Origin of the sequence: Thioalkalivibrio sp. ALE21, from assembly GCF_003208255.1 — a bacterium.
GTDB lineage: Bacteria > Pseudomonadota > Gammaproteobacteria > Ectothiorhodospirales > Ectothiorhodospiraceae > Thioalkalivibrio > Thioalkalivibrio halophilus.
In genome coordinates this window covers 119,919-139,680 of the sequence record NZ_QKMA01000001.1, presented here as the reverse complement: position 1 = coordinate 139,680, position 19,762 = coordinate 119,919, and the positions used below count along the sequence as shown (strand labels likewise).

The 19,762-nt window shown below is 65.8% G+C and carries 23 protein-coding genes and 4 tRNA genes; 5 read left to right on the top strand and 22 right to left on the bottom strand.

From position 1 onward, the window contains the following. Nucleotides 1–44: 44 nt before the first annotated feature. The 14 genes from D893_RS00650 to D893_RS00585 form a co-directional block, all read right to left on the bottom strand. A complete protein-coding gene (locus tag D893_RS00650) occupies nucleotides 45–1,127 on the bottom strand; it encodes an NAD(P)/FAD-dependent oxidoreductase (protein WP_026288966.1) in 1,083 nt (360 codons plus the stop codon). A gap of 34 nt (nucleotides 1,128–1,161) precedes the next feature. Beyond that, complete coding sequence (locus D893_RS00645; RefSeq protein ID WP_110618895.1) at nucleotides 1,162–2,253, bottom strand: biotin/lipoate A/B protein ligase family protein; 1,092 nt, start codon at nucleotides 2,251–2,253, stop codon at nucleotides 1,162–1,164. Continuing rightward, nucleotides 2,246–3,430, bottom strand: coding sequence for a radical SAM protein (locus D893_RS00640; RefSeq protein ID WP_110618893.1), 1,185 nt, complete (start codon nucleotides 3,428–3,430; stop codon nucleotides 2,246–2,248). The genes D893_RS00645 and D893_RS00640 overlap by 8 nt, the downstream gene beginning before the upstream one ends. Nucleotides 3,431–3,537: 107 nt before the next feature. Then, entirely contained in the window at nucleotides 3,538–3,975 is a 438-nt protein-coding gene (gene gcvH / locus D893_RS00635) for a glycine cleavage system protein GcvH (RefSeq protein WP_077244523.1), read from the bottom strand. Between the two features lie 32 nt (nucleotides 3,976–4,007). Continuing rightward, entirely contained in the window at nucleotides 4,008–4,415 is a 408-nt protein-coding gene (locus D893_RS00630; RefSeq protein ID WP_077244522.1) for a DsrE family protein, read from the bottom strand. 9 nt (nucleotides 4,416–4,424) lie between these two features. Beyond that, nucleotides 4,425–4,871, bottom strand: a complete 447-nt coding sequence (locus D893_RS00625) for a glycine cleavage system protein H (protein WP_018935767.1) — start codon at nucleotides 4,869–4,871, stop codon at nucleotides 4,425–4,427. Nucleotides 4,872–4,973: 102 nt separating this feature from the next. Further along, nucleotides 4,974–5,885: a CoB--CoM heterodisulfide reductase iron-sulfur subunit B family protein gene (locus D893_RS00620; RefSeq protein WP_018946872.1), complete on the bottom strand. Its 912-nt coding sequence runs from the start codon at nucleotides 5,883–5,885 to the stop codon at nucleotides 4,974–4,976. Beyond that, nucleotides 5,878–6,594, bottom strand: coding sequence for a 4Fe-4S dicluster domain-containing protein (locus tag D893_RS00615; protein ID WP_024328733.1), 717 nt, complete (start codon nucleotides 6,592–6,594; stop codon nucleotides 5,878–5,880). The genes D893_RS00620 and D893_RS00615 overlap by 8 nt, the downstream gene beginning before the upstream one ends. Nucleotides 6,595–6,647: 53 nt before the next feature. Continuing rightward, on the bottom strand, nucleotides 6,648–7,484 hold the full coding sequence (locus tag D893_RS00610) for a hypothetical protein (RefSeq protein WP_024328732.1): 837 nt from the start codon (nucleotides 7,482–7,484) through the stop codon (nucleotides 6,648–6,650). Beyond that, nucleotides 7,459–8,508, bottom strand: coding sequence for an FAD-dependent oxidoreductase (locus D893_RS00605; RefSeq protein WP_018870322.1), 1,050 nt, complete (start codon nucleotides 8,506–8,508; stop codon nucleotides 7,459–7,461). Before D893_RS00605 ends, D893_RS00610 begins: the two co-directional genes overlap by 26 nt. Beyond that, a complete protein-coding gene (locus tag D893_RS00600) occupies nucleotides 8,508–9,914 on the bottom strand; it encodes a heterodisulfide reductase-related iron-sulfur binding cluster (protein ID WP_018946868.1) in 1,407 nt (468 codons plus the stop codon). The genes D893_RS00605 and D893_RS00600 overlap by 1 nt, the downstream gene beginning before the upstream one ends. 42 nt (nucleotides 9,915–9,956) lie before the next feature. Then, entirely contained in the window at nucleotides 9,957–10,631 is a 675-nt protein-coding gene (locus D893_RS00595) for a 4Fe-4S dicluster domain-containing protein (RefSeq protein WP_018870324.1), read from the bottom strand. 182 nt (nucleotides 10,632–10,813) lie between these two features. Next, nucleotides 10,814–11,044 carry a sulfurtransferase TusA family protein gene (locus D893_RS00590; RefSeq protein ID WP_018870325.1) on the bottom strand — a complete coding sequence of 77 codons (231 nt, stop codon included), beginning with the start codon at nucleotides 11,042–11,044 and terminating at the stop codon, nucleotides 10,814–10,816. A 104-nt stretch (nucleotides 11,045–11,148) separates the two neighbouring features. After that, a complete protein-coding gene (locus D893_RS00585; RefSeq protein ID WP_024328731.1) occupies nucleotides 11,149–11,478 on the bottom strand; it encodes a rhodanese-like domain-containing protein in 330 nt (109 codons plus the stop codon). 235 nt (nucleotides 11,479–11,713) lie between these two features. Between D893_RS00585 and D893_RS00580 the strand changes: the two genes are divergently transcribed. After that, nucleotides 11,714–12,025 (top strand): hypothetical protein, encoded by a 312-nt coding sequence (locus D893_RS00580; RefSeq protein ID WP_018946866.1) that lies wholly within the window; start codon nucleotides 11,714–11,716, stop codon nucleotides 12,023–12,025. A 55-nt stretch (nucleotides 12,026–12,080) separates the two neighbouring features. Continuing rightward, nucleotides 12,081–13,508: a M48 family metalloprotease gene (locus D893_RS00575; RefSeq protein WP_018946865.1), complete on the top strand. Its 1,428-nt coding sequence runs from the start codon at nucleotides 12,081–12,083 to the stop codon at nucleotides 13,506–13,508. A gap of 36 nt (nucleotides 13,509–13,544) precedes the next feature. On the opposite strand, the gene D893_RS00570 is transcribed toward D893_RS00575, so the two are convergent. The 6 genes from D893_RS00570 to D893_RS00545 form a co-directional block, all read right to left on the bottom strand. Beyond that, entirely contained in the window at nucleotides 13,545–13,958 is a 414-nt protein-coding gene (locus tag D893_RS00570) for a DUF86 domain-containing protein (protein WP_018946864.1), read from the bottom strand. Then, nucleotides 13,945–14,364: a nucleotidyltransferase domain-containing protein gene (locus D893_RS00565; RefSeq protein WP_018946863.1), complete on the bottom strand. Its 420-nt coding sequence runs from the start codon at nucleotides 14,362–14,364 to the stop codon at nucleotides 13,945–13,947. Before D893_RS00565 ends, D893_RS00570 begins: the two co-directional genes overlap by 14 nt. Nucleotides 14,365–14,538: 174 nt before the next feature. Then, nucleotides 14,539–14,614, bottom strand: a tRNA-Lys gene (locus tag D893_RS00560). 27 nt (nucleotides 14,615–14,641) lie between these two features. Then, a tRNA-His gene (locus tag D893_RS00555) sits at nucleotides 14,642–14,717 on the bottom strand. 43 nt (nucleotides 14,718–14,760) lie between these two features. Beyond that, nucleotides 14,761–14,837 (bottom strand) — tRNA-Arg (locus tag D893_RS00550). Nucleotides 14,838–14,883: 46 nt separating this feature from the next. Then, nucleotides 14,884–14,960, bottom strand: a tRNA-Pro gene (locus D893_RS00545). A 174-nt stretch (nucleotides 14,961–15,134) separates the two neighbouring features. Between D893_RS00545 and folD the strand changes: the two genes are divergently transcribed. Next, nucleotides 15,135–15,998 (top strand): bifunctional methylenetetrahydrofolate dehydrogenase/methenyltetrahydrofolate cyclohydrolase FolD, encoded by an 864-nt coding sequence (gene folD, locus D893_RS00540; RefSeq protein ID WP_018946862.1) that lies wholly within the window; start codon nucleotides 15,135–15,137, stop codon nucleotides 15,996–15,998. A 25-nt stretch (nucleotides 15,999–16,023) separates the two neighbouring features. Here folD and gltX read toward each other — a convergent pair whose 3' ends face one another. Beyond that, nucleotides 16,024–17,466, bottom strand: coding sequence for a glutamate--tRNA ligase (gene gltX / locus D893_RS00535; RefSeq protein WP_110618891.1), 1,443 nt, complete (start codon nucleotides 17,464–17,466; stop codon nucleotides 16,024–16,026). Nucleotides 17,467–17,619: 153 nt separating this feature from the next. Here gltX and D893_RS00530 point away from each other — a divergent pair, with 153 nt between their 5' ends. Together D893_RS00530 and D893_RS00525 are read left to right on the top strand one after the other, a co-directional pair. Then, nucleotides 17,620–18,132, top strand: a complete 513-nt coding sequence (locus tag D893_RS00530; RefSeq protein WP_026288965.1) for a peptidylprolyl isomerase — start codon at nucleotides 17,620–17,622, stop codon at nucleotides 18,130–18,132. Nucleotides 18,133–18,136: 4 nt separating this feature from the next. Beyond that, complete coding sequence (locus D893_RS00525) at nucleotides 18,137–18,892, top strand: UDP-2,3-diacylglucosamine diphosphatase (RefSeq protein ID WP_018946859.1); 756 nt, start codon at nucleotides 18,137–18,139, stop codon at nucleotides 18,890–18,892. Between the two features lie 29 nt (nucleotides 18,893–18,921). Here the strand turns inward: D893_RS00525 and D893_RS00520 are convergent, their stop codons facing one another. Further along, a complete protein-coding gene (locus D893_RS00520; protein ID WP_110618889.1) occupies nucleotides 18,922–19,746 on the bottom strand; it encodes a ferritin-like domain-containing protein in 825 nt (274 codons plus the stop codon). Between the last annotated feature and the right edge of the window lie 16 nt (nucleotides 19,747–19,762).

Below are 19,762 nucleotides of genomic sequence, written 5' to 3'. Positions count from 1 at the left end.
CAGCGTTGTCTCGGGGATGCGGGGCATCCGTCGACCGAGCCCGGTTACGCGGCCCGGTCACCATCGTCGAAATAATCGGAAAATGCAATCCATCCACGGCGCTGCGTTGCGTCGTCGTTCGCGCGCGGCGTGCGCCAGTGCTGATTGAGAAACGCACGCCGGCGGCAGGCGCGCTCCAGCGCCGGGCCGTACTGGCTGCGCATCTCGTCGTCGTAGTCCTCCAGCGCCTCGTCATCGCCGCCCAGATCATCCACGACCGCCTGCGCAGCGGCCTCGCCGGAGACCACCGCCGCGGCGATCCCGGCCCCGGTGATCGGGTGGGTCAGCCCGGCGGCATCGCCCACGAACAGCACCGGCCCGTGGACCAGCTGCTCGCGCAGACCGCCCACCGGGATGGCACCGCCGGTGCGATGCACGATCTCGGTGCCCAGCAGCCCCTGCTCCACCAGCTGCGCATGCAGCGTCTCCAGCGGGGTCTTCATGTCACGCTCCAGACGCTTGTCGGCGCCCAGGCCCAGGTTCGCCCATTCGCCCTTGGGGAACAGCCAGGCGTACCCGCCGGGGAAATCATCCGACAGCCAGACGTCGGTCGCGGTGTACGGCCGCAGCAGCGGCACGGTGTACTGACGGGTCTGCACCACCGGCAGCGGATCCAGGCCCAGGGCCGCGGCCACGGGGGAATGCGGGCCGTCGCCGGCCACCAGGAAGCGAAAGCCGACCTCGACCGCCTCACCCGCGTGTTTCACCCGCGCCACACGTCGGTCCGCATCCACGTCGGTCAGCGGAGAGGACATCGCCACCTGCGCCCCGGCGGCCTCCGCGGCGCGGATAATTGCGCGGTCAAATTCGCCGCGATCCACCATCAGCCCGGGGAAGTCGGACTGCTCTACCGCGCCGGAGGGCAGGAAGCTCTGCATGGAATCGATGCGCTGATGCAGCACGCCGTCCGGCTTCGCATAGGCGCCCATGGGGTTGGGGATGAACTCGGCGCATTGCACCGGCTCGCCGCGTGCGCGGTTGCGTTCCACCGCCAGCACCGACAGCCCCGCTTCGGCCGCCACGCGGGCGGCGGAGGCCCCGCCGGGCCCCAGCCCGACCACCAGTACGTCGACCGAAGCGGGCAGCATCAGGCACACCCCGCCGGGTTGGGGATACCGTTCATTATTCGGCGGCCTCGTCGGTTTCCGCCTGCGCCAGGGCCTCGCGCAGGGCGGCGATGAAGTCTTCCGGCGTCAGCTGCAGCATCTCCACCTCGCGCTCGGCGAAGAAGGCGCGCACGCGGTCCTCCATCTCGGTGACGGGAGTATCCTTCAGGCTGGCCTCCAGATCCGCGATGGTGCGGGTCGGCTTGACGAAGACATCGCCGGTGATCCAGACCTGCTTGAGATGGCTGCGCTCGGGGTCCACCGCCGCGCCCACGCGCATCAGGCCGCCGTCGCAGCGATACACCGCTTCGTGCAGCGGGGCATCGGTCGCGGGACGGTTGCGCTGGTAGACCCATTCGTCATTGTCGATTTCGGCCAGCGCCTCGCGGAACGCGGCGTCTTCTTCCGCCAGCAGGTCGGCCGGTGCCGCCTCCACCGCAAACTCGCGCGCGATCGCCTCGGCGATGGTGCGTTTCACGTAGTCCAGATCCGGGGTCTCGCCGAGCAGGGTGGCCATGTTGGCGACGCGATCGCGCGCCGACTCGATCGCCTTGTCGGAGAGCTTCTCCGCGGGGATGCGCAGGATGCGCAGCATATCCTCGACGTCGAACTCGATCAGCAGCGTGCCCTGATAGAGGATGGACTCGCCGTCGAAGGCGCCGCCGGTACCGGAGATCTTGCGCCCGTCCACCTCGATGTCGTTGCGCGGGCGGAAGCGGGCATCCACGCCCAGCTTCTGCATGCCCTCGGCCGCTGCAGTGCAGATCCGTTCGGCGATCCGGCCCATGTCGGCGGTGCCGAGGAACTGCTTGTCGAGGTAAAGCTCCCAGCCCAGCTGGGTGCTGTCGAAGTAGATCGCGCCACCGCCGGTGATCCGGCGCTGGATCGCGATCCCTTGCTCGCGGCAGTAATCGGCGTGGATCTCCTGATCCACGTTCTGGTGGAAGCCCACCAGCGCGCAGGGCTCGAACTGAAGAAAGCGCAGGGTATGCGGCGAATGGCCCTCCTGGTGGCACTCCAGCAGGGCGCGGTTGAACGCCATGTTCTCTGCGGCCGGGCGCAGTCCGGTATCCAGGATGCGCAGCGTCTTCTGATCACGTTCAGGCATGACAGCCACCCCCCGAGGCCACGGCCCCGCCTTCGGTCACGATGCGAATGCCACCCAGGCCCTCGCGCGCCTTGCGCTCCTGTTCGCGCCGGCGGGCCTCTTCGGCAACGATGGTGTCCAGATCCAGTTCAACCCCGCTGGCGTTGTCCGCGGCCTCGGCCATCACCTCGTCGCCCACCGCGATGGAACAGCATGCGGGCGTGACGCGGACGTTTTTGCCCAGGCGCGCAGCCAGCTCCACCACACCCTCGGCCGGATGCGCGATCCCCGACAGCCCGGCCATCACGGCATAGCTGTCGATCTGGCTCTTGGCCTCGCCCGGCGGCCGGGCGCACCCGAGCAGCAGCGAGGTGTCGCCCAGGCGTTCGCGGGCGTCATGGAAGAACCGGCCCACCGCGTGCACGTCCGGGGTTTCGAACGGCCGACTGGCCGGGGCATAGAACGGCATGACCACCACCAGTACCACCGCATCGGGCAGATGCCGGGCCAGCATCTCGAGCGCGTTCCACTCGCCCAGCAACTTGCCGTAATGCAGGCCCACCACGATGTGCGGCACCACCTTCATGTTGGTCTTCACCAGGCTTTCCAGGGTCTGCTCGAAATCGTCGACGCTGCGGCGCAGATGGTAGACCTGCGTGATGGTGTCCTGCGCACCGATCACGTCCATCATCGCCGCGTCGATCCCGGCCTGCTCCATGGACAGCGCGATGTCGTCGTCGACCAGGGCGGTGTGCATCGCGATACGGAAATCCGGGAACTCGTCCTTGATCCGGCGGATGGTCGAGTAATAGGGGTCGTATTCCACCTCGTTGCGGTGGTTCGAGCCGCCGGTCAGCAGCATGCCCTGGGCGCCCGATTCGATCACCTGATTGACCTCCCGCCACAGGTCTTCGGGGCTGCGCACCGGGATCATGGGTTCCAGGATCTTGGCCTTGCAGTGGTCGCAGGCCAGCTTGCAGTCCCCGCCGGTGATCGACATGGCCGGCCAGGCACTCTTGCCGCAGTCGGCGATCTCGCTGGTCTGGTAGGACTTGAACGTCGGGGTGTAGAAATGGACCGAGTCACTGCCCGCAGTCGCGCCGCCTCCCCGGGCCTGAAGATCCTCCACCAGCAACGGATCCACGGGGACGTCTTCCAGGGGTTCAACCCGCCGGATCACATCGTTCCAGCTCGTCATCGGCTCTCTCCGGGTGCGCGCAATTTGTTGAACGTTTTACTGCGGTATTAGTGACAAAAAAGAGGCCGCCGATCCCTCGGGAACGACGGCCCCTTCGCGAAAGACCTTCAGCAGCCGCCGAAGCCGTCCGCTTCCATCTTGGCTTCGAACGCCGCCAGGGCGTCGGAACCGGTCTTGAGTTCGGCGCTTTCGCCGTCCCAGTCTTCCGGCTTCAGCTTGATCAGCCAGCCTTCACCGTAGGGATCTTCGTTGATCAGACCCGGGTTCGCCGCGACCTTGTCGTTGGTCTCGGTCACTTCACCGGTGACCGGGGTCTTGGCCGGGCCGACCCACTTGCCGGATTCCACGGTAGTGCAGGACTTGTCCTTCTTGACCGATTTGCCGACTTTCTTGGGGGTGTACGACACAATCGTACCGGCCAGCGAGCAGGCGTAGGAGGTCAGGCCGACCGTCGCGGTCCCGTCGCTCTCCTTGCGCACCCAGACGTTGTTTTCAACGTTGTACATCAGATCTTCCGGAATATCACAACCCCGAACAGCGCCCATAAATGCCTCCTGGATAAATAAAGCGGGAAAGACTAGAAAGTTATCGTTTTGTCACTACGCAGTATCAGGTCAGCGAGCTCGCTGGCCCGATTGACTTCATCGACCTCGGCGACGAGATCGGAAGACGCGTCGATTTTATACCCCGGCAAAGCGGGCTGGCAAACGTGCAGACGCACGCCCGCACGCTTGGCGTCCTGAATGAATTCGCTGATGAGCTTGCCGCCTTCCATTGCCCGCAGATTCTCTGCGACACCCTGCTCCATCAGCTTCACCCCTTCCATGGTGAAAAAGATGTACACGTCCACGTCCATCGACGCCATCACCGCGCCGAGATAGAACGGCGTGGCGCAGCGGCCAGGGGTGGACGGCCCCGAGGTCATCACGAACACGACGGTCTGCTCGTCGTTGTCCAGATAGTAGTCGTCGTCGAGATCGGCCATCTTTACCCCTCAGCGCAGCTTGCGCTGGCACTCGATGTCGTCTTCCCGCGCCCGCCGGCAGTAACCTTCGTGCGCCTTGTCGCCGGTGACGAATTCCGCCAGTGCCGCATCAGCGCCGTTGGTCGCCTCGACCCGCGCGATCCACGCATTGTAGGGGTCCGAGTTCAGCAGCACCGGATTCTCCAGCACCTCCTCGTTCCCCTCGACGATCTTGCAGTCGATGAAGTTGGGGATCGGACCGGCCCACTTGCCGCTTTCGATGGTGGCCACCGGCTTGCCCGGCGGCCGCCGCGTCCCCGGCCGGCGCACCCGCACATGGATGATCTTGCCGGCGATCGTCTGTGACAGGTCAGTCATCCCCACTGTGAGGGTGTCGTCGTCCTCGCGCCGAAGCCAGATCTGGTATTCGTCGTCGTAGAACAGTTCAGGATGGAACTCGCAGCCGTTGCAATCCATGATTCGCCTCGTTCCCGGACGCCCGCGCGCCCGTGCTCCACAAAAAAACGGGCGCAGCGCGCCCGTTTTGTCGTATCAAGCCTGAATGCCGAAAGAAGGGGATCAGAGGACCCCCTTCTCCTTCAGCAGGCCGATCGAGTCACTCACGTTCTCGTGAATGCCCAGCTTGCGCGGCGACAGGCCCATGGCCAGCCCCAGCAGCTGCGTGAAGTAAAGCACCTTCACGTCGGTCTTGATGCCGAACTCGGTTTCGGCACGCACCTGGTGCATCTCCAGACCGGAGTGGCACGTCGGGCATTCAGTCGCGATCACCTCGGCGCCGGAGTCCTCGGCCGACTGCAGCAGGTTCAGCACCAGCTGGGTCGAGGTATCCGAGTCGGACAGCGTATGGGCGCCGCCGCAGCAGGAGGTCTTCAGCGGGAAGTCAACGTTGACGCCGCCGGCGGCCCCCAGCAGGTCATCCATGAAATGCGGCTGATAACTGGACTCCGAACCCGGGCCGTTGTCCTTCTCCGGGAAGATCTGCCGGGGACGGGTGTACATGCACCCGTAGTAGTTCGCGATCTTCAGGCCGTTCAGGCTCTTGGTCATCTTCTGCTTGATGCCCTCGGGGCCCAGTTCCTCCATCAGCCATTCCAGCAGGTGAAGGGTGCGCACGTCGCCGGAATACACCGGGTCATCCGACTTGCGAGCCAGATCCTGAACGGTATTCATGGCGTCATCGGAGGTCGCGGTCTCGTACTCGGCCTTCTTCAGGTTGTGATAGCAACCGTTACACGGCGCCATCACCGTATCCATGCCCATCTGCTCGGAGGCGATGGCCATGTTCCGGGCCGAGAGGTAGGTCTGCAGCATGGGGTGAACGTTCTTCACCTCCATCGCGCCGCAGCAGTTCCAGTCACGCAGGTTTTCCATCTCGAGGCCCAGCGCCTTGACCAGCACGCGGGTCGAACGGTCGTAGGGACCGCCGGAGCCCTCGAGGGCACACCCGGGATAGTAAGCAACCTTAGCCATGAGCGGCCTCCTTCTGTTCGCGCACGTAGTTCTTCAGCACGTCCCCGGTCTTGCCCCAGGACTTGGTGCGCGGCGTATGTACGGTATTGAAGCCCATCGCCATCAGGTGCTTCACCGGCAGGTGCTTCATCATGCGAAAGACGAACACTTTCAGCCATTCCTGCAACAATGGCTGGCCGGTCTTCTTGAAGAAGTTCTGCATGACCTTGCCGTCCTCGATGCGCCCGGTCTTGTAGATCTGGTCCGCGAACTCTTCGTCAAAGATGGTGGACGGGGCCTTCTCGGTGATCCCCTCTTCCTCCATCCAGTGCGCCAGCGCCTTCATCACGCCCTCGGGCTTCACGTCCTTCGGGCAGATATTGGTGCACTTGTTGCAGGACACGCACTGCCAGATGATGTCCTTGTCCTTGACCAGCTCTTCCTTCATGCCCAGCCGGGTCAGGTAGATCCAGTAGCGCGGATTGAACTGTACGTTCTGCGCATACATGGTGCAGGAGTTGGTGCAGGACCCGCACTGCCAGCAGCGGTGCACGTACTCGCCGCCGGTGTAGCTCTGGATCTTCGTCTCGAAATCGTCGTCGTAGTCGCGGACCGTGCGCGGGGCAATCATGGTGTTCCAGTGCCCGGACACGTCCACGCCGTCGACCACCAGCTCGTCGTGCTGCTGGAGCCGCTCGTCCTCGATCAGTGCCTTTTCGTGTATTGCCATGACGTCTCTCCGAAAACCTGTCCAACCAGGCTCAAACTCGATTCAGTTATTATTCAGTGCAACGAAGCCTGCTCGCCCTTCAGGCGCCCCTCGGGAGAATCGATCCCCAGCAGTTTCACCACAAGCTCCAGCGGATCCTCGCGGGCCCCGAACTGGGCATCGATCAGTCCCAGGCTCATCGACAGCGACTTGGCGTAGTCGGAATACGCCTGCACCCAGAGCAGATCCGTGACGAAATGGAGATCACGGTAGAACCCCATATCGTGCAGGGCCTCGTAGAACCATTGCCGCATGCCCAGCAACGCTGCATAGCCATCGTCGATCGGAATCTCCCGCAGGGTGTCGTTCCCGCGGATGAATTCCCGCATCGCGCCGGCCGTGGTACCGGAGTCCCAGACCCAGCGATTGGCCAGTGGCAGCGCTTCCGGATCCGCAAAGTGCAGGATCTCCGAACCGAAGTCCCACAGTCCGCGGCGCAGCTTGCGGTCATCGCCGGCGAGATCGGCAAAGGACTGCAGCCGTTCATCCGGATGGAAATCCGGCCGTACCAGGCTGCGTACGCCTTCGACCACCGCGCCCTGACGCTCCGCCAGCAGCGGCCCCAGCTTGCGCCGCACCGAGAACACCAGCCCGCCCAGGGTCCGCACGTCGGTGTCGTCGATCTCGTCACCTCTGGCGACGACCCCGGCGAACACCTCGTGTTTGGACTGCAGCGCCTCAATGAAGGTCTGCAATCCCTGAACCCCGCCGGCGTCGGCGATGTTCTCCTGCAGCGTGTTCAGCTTCGTTGCAAGGATGTCCCTGTCAAAGGTGACACGAGGCGGTACCGGCGTCAGATCCGGCACCGCCTCGTCCTTGACCACCTCAGCCGGCTTTTTGAACCAGCGCATGCAGGTCCGCCACGGCCCGGCCACCCGCGGCCGCACCCTGCGCGATCGAGTCGTCGATCGTCTCGGGGCCGTATGCCGCGCCGCAGGCATAGATGCCCTTGCGCGTGGTACCGCAGGTGTTGGTGTACTGCTCGGCCTTCTCGAGGAAGCCGTGCTTCTCGAGACCAACGCCGAACACCTGGGAGATCTCCGGGTTGTCGGCGTTGGGGTCCATGCCGATCGCGTGGACCACCATGTCGAACGGGATCACGATCGGGCGCTTGACCAGGGTGTCCTCGCCCTTGACCAGCAGGCGGCCATCACCGGAGGACGTCACTTCGGCGATACGCGCCTTGACGAACTTGGTCTTGAACTCTTCCTGGGACTTCCAGTAGTACTTGTCCTCGTACAGACCGAAGGTACGGATGTCCATGTAGTAGATGAACACGTCGGTCTCGGGGGACAGTTCCTTGATCTCCATGGCCATGTTCGCGGACACGGTGCAGCAGATCTTGGAGCACCACTCGCGACCGATCTGGCGGTCACGCGAACCCACGCACAGCAGGATGCAGACCCGTTCGGGCACACGGCCGTCGGAGGGGCAGGCGATGTTGCCCGAGGCAACCATCTGTTCCACCTGGGTGGTGGTCAGCACGTCCTCGTAGGTGCCGAAGCCCCACTCCGGCTTGTTGATCGAGTCGAAATGGGTGAAGCCGGTGGCCAGCACGACCGAGCCGGCCTGCACGGTCTCGCCGTTGGTCAGCGTGGCGGTGAAGTTGCCCGCCTCGCCATCCAGCTTCTCGACCTTGGCACTCTTGTGCACGGCCACGCTGGAGTCATCCTCGACGCGTTTGACCATGCGGCCAATCGCCTCGGAAGCCCACTCGCCGGAGGGGACCAGCTTGGCATAGCCCGACAGGATCGGGGCACCGCCCAGGACGTCTTCCTTTTCGACCATGACGGCCTTGTAGCCGGCCGAGGTCACGTTCGCGGCGGCGGACAGGCCCGCCGGACCTCCGCCAACAACCAGTACTGTATCTTGCATCACACCTTGCCCCCGTATGCGAGTTCAGGATTGTAGAGGTATTCGATGTTCCCGGCCTCGACCTCCTTGAGGTACTCCTGGAAGGTCTTCTTGGCTTCGGACCAGGACATGCCCATCTTCTCGACCAGATCTTCGCAGGGCGACGCGTGCCACTGCAGCTGGACGATCTTGAACGGATCCGCGCCGCAGGCCAGGGCCGCGAACTGGACTTCCGCCATGATCGGGATCTGGAAGTTCTGATTGTGCGCCTTGCCGATCCACTGGTTCTTGTCCATGGTCGTGACGCACCCGGTGTCGTTGGCCAGCATCACGTCGGCATTGGCCTCTTCGCGCGCCACCCGGATCTTGCGGTCCATCGTGAACGAGCGGGTGAATTCGCGCTCGGAGATGATGTGCCGGAAGCCGAAGCCGCAGCAGTCGTACCAGGTGGAGTAGTCGATCACCTGGGCACCCAGCGCCTGGGCGGTGGAGGTGATGATGGCGGTACGGTTACCACCGAGCACGGACTGATCATAGACCGCGTCCTCGTGGACCATCTTGTAGTAATGGCAGGCCACGTGGGCGGTGGTCCGGATGTTGGACACGTCGATCGTCTGCAGCTCGGAGGCGATACGGTTGCGCATCACGTGCACCCACTCGGAATAGTGGATGATCTCTTCCGGAATCACGAGCTTGCCGTCGACCAGGCGACCCAGCTTGCCGAGGATCTTGGTGACCTTTTCGCGCAGTTCCGCGGACTCCACCAGGAACTTGCGGATCTCCTTGTAGTTGCCGAAGGAGGTGCCGCAGTGGACCAGCGGGTAGAAGTGGCCGAGCTCGTGGCCGTGCTGCTTGCCGGAGACATAGGCCTGATGGAAGTTGCGCAGGAATACCGCGGCCAGCGACTCGACGTTGCCGATACCGGAACCGTGGTAGTTCCACGCGGTGCAGGACGTCTGGTCGGTCTCGTCGAGGTAGTCCTTGCCGGGCTCGAAACCGAACTGGTTCATGAACCACAGCAGCGAGGTCGGATAGCCCGGGATGTTGCCGCACTGGCCGCAGGACTTGTGGTGCCAGAGCTGCTTGGTCGGGATCTGCTTGTCCCAGCCGAACAGGGTTTGCACGGTCTTGGGATCGTGCTCGTCCTTGATCCGGTGGATGATGATCTGGCCGTCCTTCTCGAGCTCGTACATGTGCTCGCGGACGTCATCCATGCGGTCGCCGAGGTCGATGGTGCGGCGGTCGACATGCTTGCGCACCCAGTCGGTGGCCTTGACCGCCTCTTCCTGCGACAGATCGGTCGCCTGGAAGAAGGAGCCGTGACCGGCAACACCCTGGCCGTCGGTGTTGTGATAGCCCGGCTTCATGGCGCCGGCGCCGGCACCCTCACCGTTCTGGTTGTGATTGCCTGGGGTCTGTTCACTCATAACGCTTCTCCTGATGTCGCGGAACCGGAGGGACGCCGACGATTACTCGTCGTCTTCCTCTTCCTGCTCCTCGAGCCAGTCTTCGTAATCCTCGCGCTTCTCGTCGATGAAGTCCTCGATCACGTCAAAGAGGTTTTCATCCATCAGTTCGAGGGACTTCAGAACGCCGGTCATTTCCCAGATGGTGTACATCTCGACCGAAGTCTTGAGCGAGACCTCCCAGGCCGTTTCCACGGTCTGCAGGGTCTTCACCGGGATGGCCTTGCGCAGCACCTGGAGATCGCCTTCCACCTTCTGGATATTGGGACCCCAGTCCGGGAAGTGATCGGGCTGGATCATGTCGGGCGAAAGCTGGTTACCCGTCGTGATCAGCTTGAGCATCACGCGCCCGAACGGACGAAGAACGTCCTTGGCCGACTGCATCTCGTGCTTGATGGCCACCTCGCGCATGATCGCGACGAGACCGCCGGGGGAGTTCTTGAACGGGCAGCGGGCGGCGCAGGTCATGCACTGGGCGCAGGCCCAGATCTTTTCCTGCATCGCGTCGTAGATCTGCTCGACGTTCTCCGTCCAGAGCAGCTGGACGATCTCGCGCGGGGAGTAGTCGTAGAACTGGGCGGAAGGGCACGTCGCCGTGCAGATCCCGCAGTTCAGGCAGCCGTTGAGATCATGGTCGTAGCGAAAATCTCCGCGGATGTCGTCGAAGATTTGCTGCATCTCAGCATATGTCGCCATATGTCACCTCTTCGCTGTGGGCGAGCAGGCCTCTTTTGTACGGACCTTGCAGCCAGCCTAGATCGGGTCCAGGCATCAATCCAGTTACCTCACGGTAACCGCGTCTACCGGCAGCCCGGGGCCGTTCGCGAGACCGGCCCCGGGCTTCGATGCGTCAGGAGACCTCAGGCCTTCTTGACCAGGAAGTAGAACTTGCCGCCCTCTTCCTTGTGCTCCATCAGTTCGTTGCCGGTCTGCTTGGCGAACGCCTGGAAGTCCTTCACCGCGCCCGGGTCGGTGGCGATGATGTGCAGCACCTGACCGGCATCCATGGAGGCCAGCGCCTTCTTGGCACGCAGGATGGGCAGCGGGCAGTTCAGGCCGGAGGCGTCGAGCTCTTGATCGAAGTTGGCCATGGCTTTCTCTCCTTTGTGAGTCTTCGTAATGGTTGACCGTTACCGGTCGTGGATCCGCCGAACTCCCCCTTATAGGGGAAACGGAATCGGAATACAACCAGATGCTAATCGGGCGTAACAATCGAGCGGCCGGACTGCGCCCAGCCCATGATGCCGCCCCGCAGGTTATACACGCCCTCCACGCCCTGCTGGGACATGAAGGCGCAGGCCTGGGCCGAACGCGCCCCGCTCTGGCAATAGAACACCACGGGGGTCTCATCTCCGCTGAACTCGTCCTTGCGCGGCGGCACGGCCGCCAGGGGCACGAGTTCGGCGTCCGGGATCACCCCGCGGCCGGTCTCGGCCGGCTGACGCACATCCACCAGCCGGAAATCCCGACCCTCAGTGCGCCACTGCTCCAGTTCATCCGGGGTGATTTCCGAGAATCCGTACACGGCCAGCTCCAGTTTCCGGTTGATTTCCGGGCGGTGTAGCAGGTGCGCGCTACCCATGCATAAAGGCCACGCACACGGTGGGCGCGGAGCATATCGAAACCGCGCACAATTGCAAATGGCTGCGGGCGACTGACGTTACCATTCGGCAACACCGGCCGAGGGAACCGGTCTCGCCCGCGGCGGTCAGACGTGGTAAGGTCACGCCCGCCTAAACAGTCCTGCGGAGGATTTTCCGGTGGAAAAGAGTGATTTCCAGGTAGACGGCCACTACGCCGTGACGATGAAGGATGGCCAGGGCAAGCTGCGCCCGGCGAACATCTACGTCCATCGCATGGAGGACGATCACATGATCGTTCGCTACACCTCCGGCGGCGACGTGGGCCTGCTGTTCAAGCTCAAGTACGACAATGTGGTGAAGATTGCTCGCACCCACAAGGTCCTGGACCGCAAGAAATTCATGGTCCCGGAGTCGGTGCTGCAACCGAAGCTGTGGAAGGACCGCGACAGCATGCGGGCCTACTCCTCGGCCCCCGGGCTGGGCAAGTAATACGCAAGCGGCAGCATCACGCTGCGGGGGTCGGCCCACCACCGGCCCCCGTATCATGAAAAAGACCCTCCTCACGTTCCTGATCCCGCTTCTTCTGGTGCTCTTTCTGGCACCGGCGAGCACCTCTGCGGATACCTCCCTCCCGCGCCTCGGCGAAGCCTCGGGCGGCGTCCTGACCCCCGCCGAAGAAAGCGAGCTCGGCCGCTCCCTGCTGCGCGAAGTACGCCGCTCCCTGCCGGTCGTGGACGATGCGGAAATCCGCTTCTACGTGGAATCGCTGGGCCGCCAGCTTGCCAGCCACAGTGACGGCGAACGCATCACCTTCCACTTCATCCCGATCGACAACGATCAGGTCAACGCCTTTGCGATGCCGGGCGGCATCATCGGGGTGCACACCGGGCTGATGCTGGAAACGCGGGACGAGGCGGAGCTCGCCGCGGTCATGGCGCACGAGATCGCCCACGTAACCCAGCGCCACCTCGCACGCATGTTCGCCCGCGGCCGCGAGATCAACTTCCGCACCGGCCTGGCGATCCTCGCCGGGGTCCTCGCAGCGGGGATCGACCCGCAGCTCGGACAGGCGGTGATCACCGGCGGCGTCGCCGGCGGCATGCAGTCCCGGATCAACTTCACGCGCGCCAACGAGGCGGAAGCCGACCGGGTCGGCATGCGCATCCTGGCCGCCAGCGATTTCGACGCTGATGCGATGGCCGATTTCTTCGAGCGCATGCAGGAGCTTTCCCGGGGGGCGGGCGACGCGGTACCCGAATATCTGCGCACCCACCCGGTCACGCTCGACCGCATCACCGATGCGCGCAACCGTGCGCGCGACAAGCCCGAAGGCGTGCGCAACCAGGGCCCCGAATTCGCCTGGATGCAGGCCCGCGCCCGGGCGCTGAGCGATCCACGGCGCGCACTGGACCGAATCGGCGAGGATGCCTCCGCCGCGGAGCTGTACGGGGGCGCGATCGCACAGCTTGAACGCGACAATCCGCGCGAGGCCCGCCAGCTCCTGGACCGTATCGACGCGCCCGACGCCCCCACACTCACCCTGGAACTGGCGCGGATCGCCGTGGAACGCGCAACCGGGGAACACGAAGCAGCCCTCAACAGCCTCGAGGACCTGGACACCGTCTACCCCGGCCACCCGGTGGTGCGCGAGCGCATGGCCCGCGTCCAGCGCGATATCGGAAACTACGACCGGGCGCTGCGGATCACCTCGCGCATGATCCGCGAGACCGAAGCACCGGAACCGGCCCTGCTGCGCCTGCAGGCGAACATCGCCAGCGAGGCCGGCCGCGAGGCCCTGCGCCACGAGACCATGGCCGAGTATTTCTTCCATCGCGGCCAGTACGAAGAAGCGGTGCGGCAGTTCGAGGTGGCCCTGGAGGCCGGGGACGCCAGCGAGCGCGACCGCCAGCGCATCGAGGACAAGCGCGAGACGGCCAGCCGCACGGCGCGCGAATTCCGCGAGGAGCGGTAACGGCCCTGCGCGCGCACGCGGACGGCACCCACTCGGTCAGAGGAAACTCGCGAATGTCCGCTGCAGGGCACGAATGTCAGCGAGGTCATTGCACAGGACCTGGTACACCTGCCTGCGATCCAGCTGCAGGTAGGCATGGACCAGGATGTTTCGGAAACCGATCATCCGCAGCCATTTTTCTTCCAGCGCGCTGTCAATGTACCCGTGTTCGCGGAACAGACGGGGGATGTCCCGCCCCTGGTTCACCGAGCCCAGACCATTGTCCGCGATCACGTGGCTGCCCATGTCCAGCAGCGCTTCCAGCGCAAGCTGGAGGAAGCGTTCGGCGCTACCGTAATGCTCCGGGTCAGCGAGGAACTCGTCCTCGTCGTACCGCGCAAGCCGTTCGAGGACCTCGAGGTTCTCAGAGACGGCCTCGATGCGTCTGCGGATGACTTCAGGCCTGACCATCGAGCAGCCTTTCCTTCAGGGCCTCGCGCTGGACACGGAGGTAGGGTTCGAAATCGAAGTATTCCCGCAGCGCAAGCGAGTAGTAACTGCCCCGATCGAAGTCGGGCCCGGCATGCAGCAGGCAGTTCGGCCGTACGGCCTCGAAACGCAATGCCGGATCCGCGCCATCGAGCAGCACCAGATCCACCGCATCCAGCCCTTCCCGCGCCAGATCCGTCAGGATGTCCAGGCGGCGCGGCTCGATCGCCCCGGCGGGGCCGACCAGCGCGAGATCGATGTCACTGCCCTCCCGCGCCCGACCCTCCGCGCGAGAGCCGAACAGAAAGACCGCATCCACTTCGCGGTAACGCGCGAACACCCTCTGGACCCGCTCGGTGATCGTCTCGATTGTCAGGGCATCCGTCATTGATCGTGCTCCGCACCGCGCCGCAGAGGCCATCAATGTAGCATGGCGCAATCCGGCTTCGGGCAGAACCGCCGGTGGGGGAAGCATGCGGGAGGGAGAGGGAACTCATGGCGCGGCTGCGAGGCCGGTGGCCGCCGGACCGCTCGGGTCGCCATGCGGAAAGACACGTAAAGATGGTGGGCCGTGAAGGAATCGAACCTTCAACCAATGGATTAAGAGTCCACTGCTCTACCAATTGAGCTAACGGCCCCCGGTACGGACGAGCACAAGCGAGGGATGGGGTGACCGATGGGACTCGAACCCACGACAACCGGAGTCACAATCCGGGACTCTACCAACTGAGCTACGGTCACCACCGTATTGTTTCACTGCTTCGGCCATTGCCGATCCGGGCTCTGGCGCGCCCGGCAGGACTCGAACCTGCAACCGCCGGCTTAGAAGGCCGGTGCTCTATCCGGTTGAGCTACGAGCGCGTTTGCCGCCGGGCATCCGGGTTGTTCCAGCCGGTTGCGTCCGCCATGGTCGGGGTAGAGGGATTTGAACCCCCGACATCCTGCTCCCAAAGCAGGCGCGCTACCAGACTGCGCTATACCCCGTCGAGCCGTTCCCGCAATGGGTCCTGCACAGCGAGTGCGAAATCGTAGCGCCGGGAGGCCCCCGGGTCAAGCCATGGCCCGCGTCGCAGCCCCGTGAATCGTCTCCGACCTTCCTTGAGGACCCGGCTGTGCCATGGGATCATCGCGTTCAGCCCTCCTGCCGGACTAGACCGAATGACAGCCCAGACCATCGACGGACGCGCCATCGCGCAGACCCACCGCGCCCGCATCGCCACCGAGATCGAATCCATGACCTCGCGCGATCTGCGCCCGCCGGGTCTCGCTGTGGTCCTGGTGGGGGCCGATCCGGCTTCGCAGGTGTACGTGCGCAACAAGCGCAAGGCCTGTGAACAGGTGGGCGTGGTCTCGCACTCCTATGACCTGCCGTCGGGCACGCCGCAGACCGATCTGCTGGCGCTGATCGACCAGCTCAACGCCGACCGCACCATCGACGGGATCCTGGTCCAGCTGCCGCTGCCGGAGCACATCGACCCGGAGACCATCATCGAGCGCATCTCCCCGGCCAAGGACGTGGACGGCTTCCATCCCTACAACGTCGGACGGCTGGTGGCGCGCATCCCGCGCCTGCGGCCCTGCACGCCCTGGGGCGTCATCCAGCTGCTGCGCCATATCGAGGAGCCGTTCAAGGGGCGCACGGCCTGCATCATCGGCGCCTCCAACATCGTTGGCCGGCCAATGGCGCTGGAACTGCTGCTGGCCGGCGCCACGCCGACCATCTGTCACCGGTTCACCCCGGATACCGCGGCCATCGCCCGCCAGTCCGACATCCTGGTGGCGGCAGTTGGCAAGCCCGGGCTGGTCAAGGCCGACTGGGTCAAACCGGGGGCCACGGTCATCGACATCGGCATCAACCGGCGCGATGACGGCACGCTGTGCGGCGACGTGGAATTCGACGGCGCGGCGGAGCGCGCGGACTGGATCACCCCGGTCCCCGGCGGCGTGGGCCCGATGACGGTCGCCATGCTGCTGGACAACACCCTGCGGGCGCGCGCGTTCGGCACCCACGAGGCGGCCTGAACGGCCACCCCGCTGACCCGGCGGATCAGTCGGCGGCCGCGGCCGCCACGTCGCGTGCGGCCTGCAGTCGAACGCGGGTGCGCTCCGGGCCCAGATATTCGCGGATGCGCGGCAGCTCCGGCCCGAAGGTCTGCCCGGACAGCGCCGCGCGCAGCGGCATGAACAGGCCGCGCCCCTTGCGACCCGTGGCCGCCCCTGCCGCCTTCGCCACCTCGGGGAAGTCCGTACTGGTATCCAGCGCCTCCAGGGCGGCCTCGAACAGGGCCGGCCCGGCGCCCGCGATCTCGTCGCGGGCCGCGTCGCTCAGCGGCGCCGGATCCTCCGCAAAGGCCGCTACCCAGCACCGCGCATCTTCCACCGATGCGATGTTGTCGCGCGCCAGCGCGATCCAGGCCGAACGCGTCGCTTCCGGCAGCGGGTCCAGCACGCCCAGCCCCGCGAGATGCGCCTGCAGATCCGTGTCCGACAGCGCGCGCAGGGCCTCGGCCTGCCAGTGCTCCAGCTGGCGCGGGTCGTGGCGCGCGGCGGAATGGCCGATGCGCCCCTGGTCAAACCCCTGCGCCAGCCCCTCCAGCGACAGCAGCCCCTCCTCCTCGTAGCGATGACCCAGCCGCGCGAGGTGGTTGAGGATCGCCAGCGGCAGCACCCCGGCCTCGCGCAGCTCGCGGATGCTGGCCGAACCGTTGCGCTTGGACAGCGGAGCCCCGTCATCGCCGTTGACCAGCGGCAGGTGGTGATAGCCGGGCGCCGGCAGTTCCAGCGCCTCCAGCAACAGCAGCTGGCGCGGGGTGTTGGCGATGTGATCCTCGCCGCGCACCACGTCGGTGACCCCCATCAGGGCGTCGTCCACCGCGTTGGAGAAGAAGAACGCCGGCGTGCCGTCCGAGCGCCGGATCACGAAATCGCCGATCTCGTCGGTGCGGAACTTCACCGCGCCGCGCACTCCGTCCTCGAAGCGCACCGTGCGCCCCAGCGGCACGCGGAAACGCAGGGTCGGACGCTGCCCTTCGGCCTCGCGGCGTCGCGCCTCCTCCGGGTCCAGTCCGGCACAGGTGCCGGGATAACGCGGCGGCTTGCCCTGGGCACGCATGCGCTTGCGCCCGCGCTCCAGTTCTTCCGGCGTGCAGAAACAGGGATACGCCAGGCCGGCCTCGATCAGCCGGCCGTAGTAGGCCTGGTAGAGTCCCGTACGCTGTGACTGGGCATAGGGGCCGGCGTCGCCGGCGGCCGCGCCGTATCCTTCGTCCCAGTTCAGCCCCAGCCACTGCAGATCCTGCTGCAGCGCCTCGACGAACTCCGCACGCGAGCGTTCCGCATCGGTGTCCTCGATACGCAGCAGGAAATGCCCGCCGCGCGCCCGCGCCAGCAGGGCGCTGAACAGCGCGGTGCGCAGATTGCCAAGGTGCAGCAGCCCGGTGGGACTGGGCGCGAAACGGGTGCGGGTCACGGTTGTCGTCATGGCGCGCATGGTAGCCGAGCATCCGGGTGACTGGAACCGGCGGGGGCCCGCGGTTACCATGCCGGCTCCTGATTCCGGAGTGTCGTCATGCCCCGTCCTGTTCCGCCGGCCGGCATCGCCGCGGCCCTCCTGATCCTCGTCCTCAGCTTTCCGGGAGCCCTCATGGCCGAATCCAGCCCCAAGGTCGCGCTTGAAACCACGCACGGCCGCATCGTCCTGCAACTCGACGCCGAAGCCGCGCCGGAGACCGTCGCCAACTTCCTGCAGTACGTCGACGACGGCTTTTACGACGGCACGCTGTTCCATCGCGTGATCCCCGGCTTCATGGTCCAGGGCGGCGGCATGGACAAGGACATGCGCCAGAAGCCCACGCGCGACCCGATCCGCAACGAGGCGGACAACGGCCTGAAGAACAAGGTCGGCGCGGTCTCCATGGCCCGCACCCAGGACCCGCATTCGGCCACCGCCCAGTTCTTCGTCAACGTCAACGACAACGACTTCCTCAACCACACCGCACCCAACCCGCAGGGCTGGGGCTACACGGTGTTCGGCGAAGTGGTCGAGGGCATGGACGTCGTGCGCACCATCGAGGGCGTGCCCACCGGCCGTTCCGGCATGCATCAGGACGTGCCGCAGGAACCCGTGGTCCTGGAAAGCGCCCGCCGCGCCGACTGATCCCGTGAGCGAGACCGCGCCCGCCCTGGTCATCTCCGACCTGCACCTGGAGCGCGAACCCGGCCCGACGCTGAACGCCGCGCTGGCGTTCCTCGACGGCCCGGCGCGGACCGCCTCGGCCCTGTACATCCTGGGCGATCTGTTCGAGTACTGGGTCGGCGACGACGCCCCGCATCCCGCGGCAGAGCAACTGGCGGCGGCGCTCTCCGCGCTGGAGGCGCCGGTCATGTTCATCCATGGCAACCGCGACTTCCTCGTGGGCCCGGACTACGCCGCCCGCGCCGGCATGACACTCGCCCCCGAGCCGCTGCACGCCACGCTGCCCTGCGGCCCGGCCCTCCTGATGCACGGCGACTCCCTGTGCACCGACGACAGCGAACACATGGCCTTTCGCCAGATGGTGCGCAGCGAGGCCTGGCAACGGGATTTCCTCGGCCAGCCACTGGAACAGCGCATCGCGCGGGCCGAAACCATGCGCGAGGCCAGCCGTCACAACGGGCAGATGAAGGCCGCCGCGATCACCGACGTGAATGGCGAAGCCGTGGCCGCGACCTTTCGCGACGGCGACGTGCCGCTGCTGATCCACGGACACACCCACCGCCCCGCGATCCACGACCTGGAGATCGCCGGCCAGCCGCGTCAGCGCTGCGTGCTGCCGGCCTGGGACGAGCACCCCGGCTTCCTGGAGCTCGGCCCGGAAGGCCCGGTCCTGCGCCAGCTGGACGAAACGCCCTACCCCGCACACCTGCTCCACGCCTGAGACTGTCGCGGGGTTACCCCGGGGCTGCTTCAGCGCCGACCCTGCTCCTCCAGCGCCCCCATCTCCGACTCGGTGAACCCCGCCGCCAGGCGGGCCTCGTGCGCGAACGGCGGCCGGACCCGCCCCGGCATATGTTCGGCCAGCAGCGCCAGGAACAGCGGCTCGGGATCGAACCCTCGCGCATGCGCCAGCTCGCGGAACCAGCGGGTGCCGATCGCCACGTGCGCGACCTCCTCGCGCTGGATGATCTCCAGCAGCGCCACGGTCGCGTGATCGCCCGCCGCCGTCAGACGCTCGATCATGCCGGGCGTCACATCCAGCCCGCGCGCCTCCAGCACGCGCGGAACCAGCGCCATGCGCACCATCACGTCGTGATCGGTCGCCAGCGCCGCCTCCCACAGGCCGTTATGGGCCGGCAGGTCGCCGTAGTCCGCACCCAGCTCGTGCAGGCGCGCCCGCAGCAGCCGGAAGTGCCGCGCCTCCTCCGCCGCGACCTGCAACCAGTCGCTGACGAACGGCGCCGGCATGTCGCGAAAGCGATACACGGCATCCAGCGCCAGGTTGATCGCGTTGAACTCGATATGCGCGACCGCGTGCACCAGCGCCACCCGCCCGGCCGTCGTGTGCAGCCCGCGCCGCGGCAGTTCCTTCGGGTGCACCAGCACGGGGTGCTCGGGCCGCCCCGGCACCTCCATGCGTTCCGGTGCCGGGGCACTCCCGGCCTCCAGCTCGTCCGCCCACCACCCGCGCATGAGCTCCAGCGCCCGCTCGCACTTGGTCTCCGGGTCCCGTTCGCGCAGCGCGGCCTCGGCCGCGCGGTAGACGGCCGGGTGCGGCCGCGGTCTTTCGCTCATGGCATCCCTCTGTCGC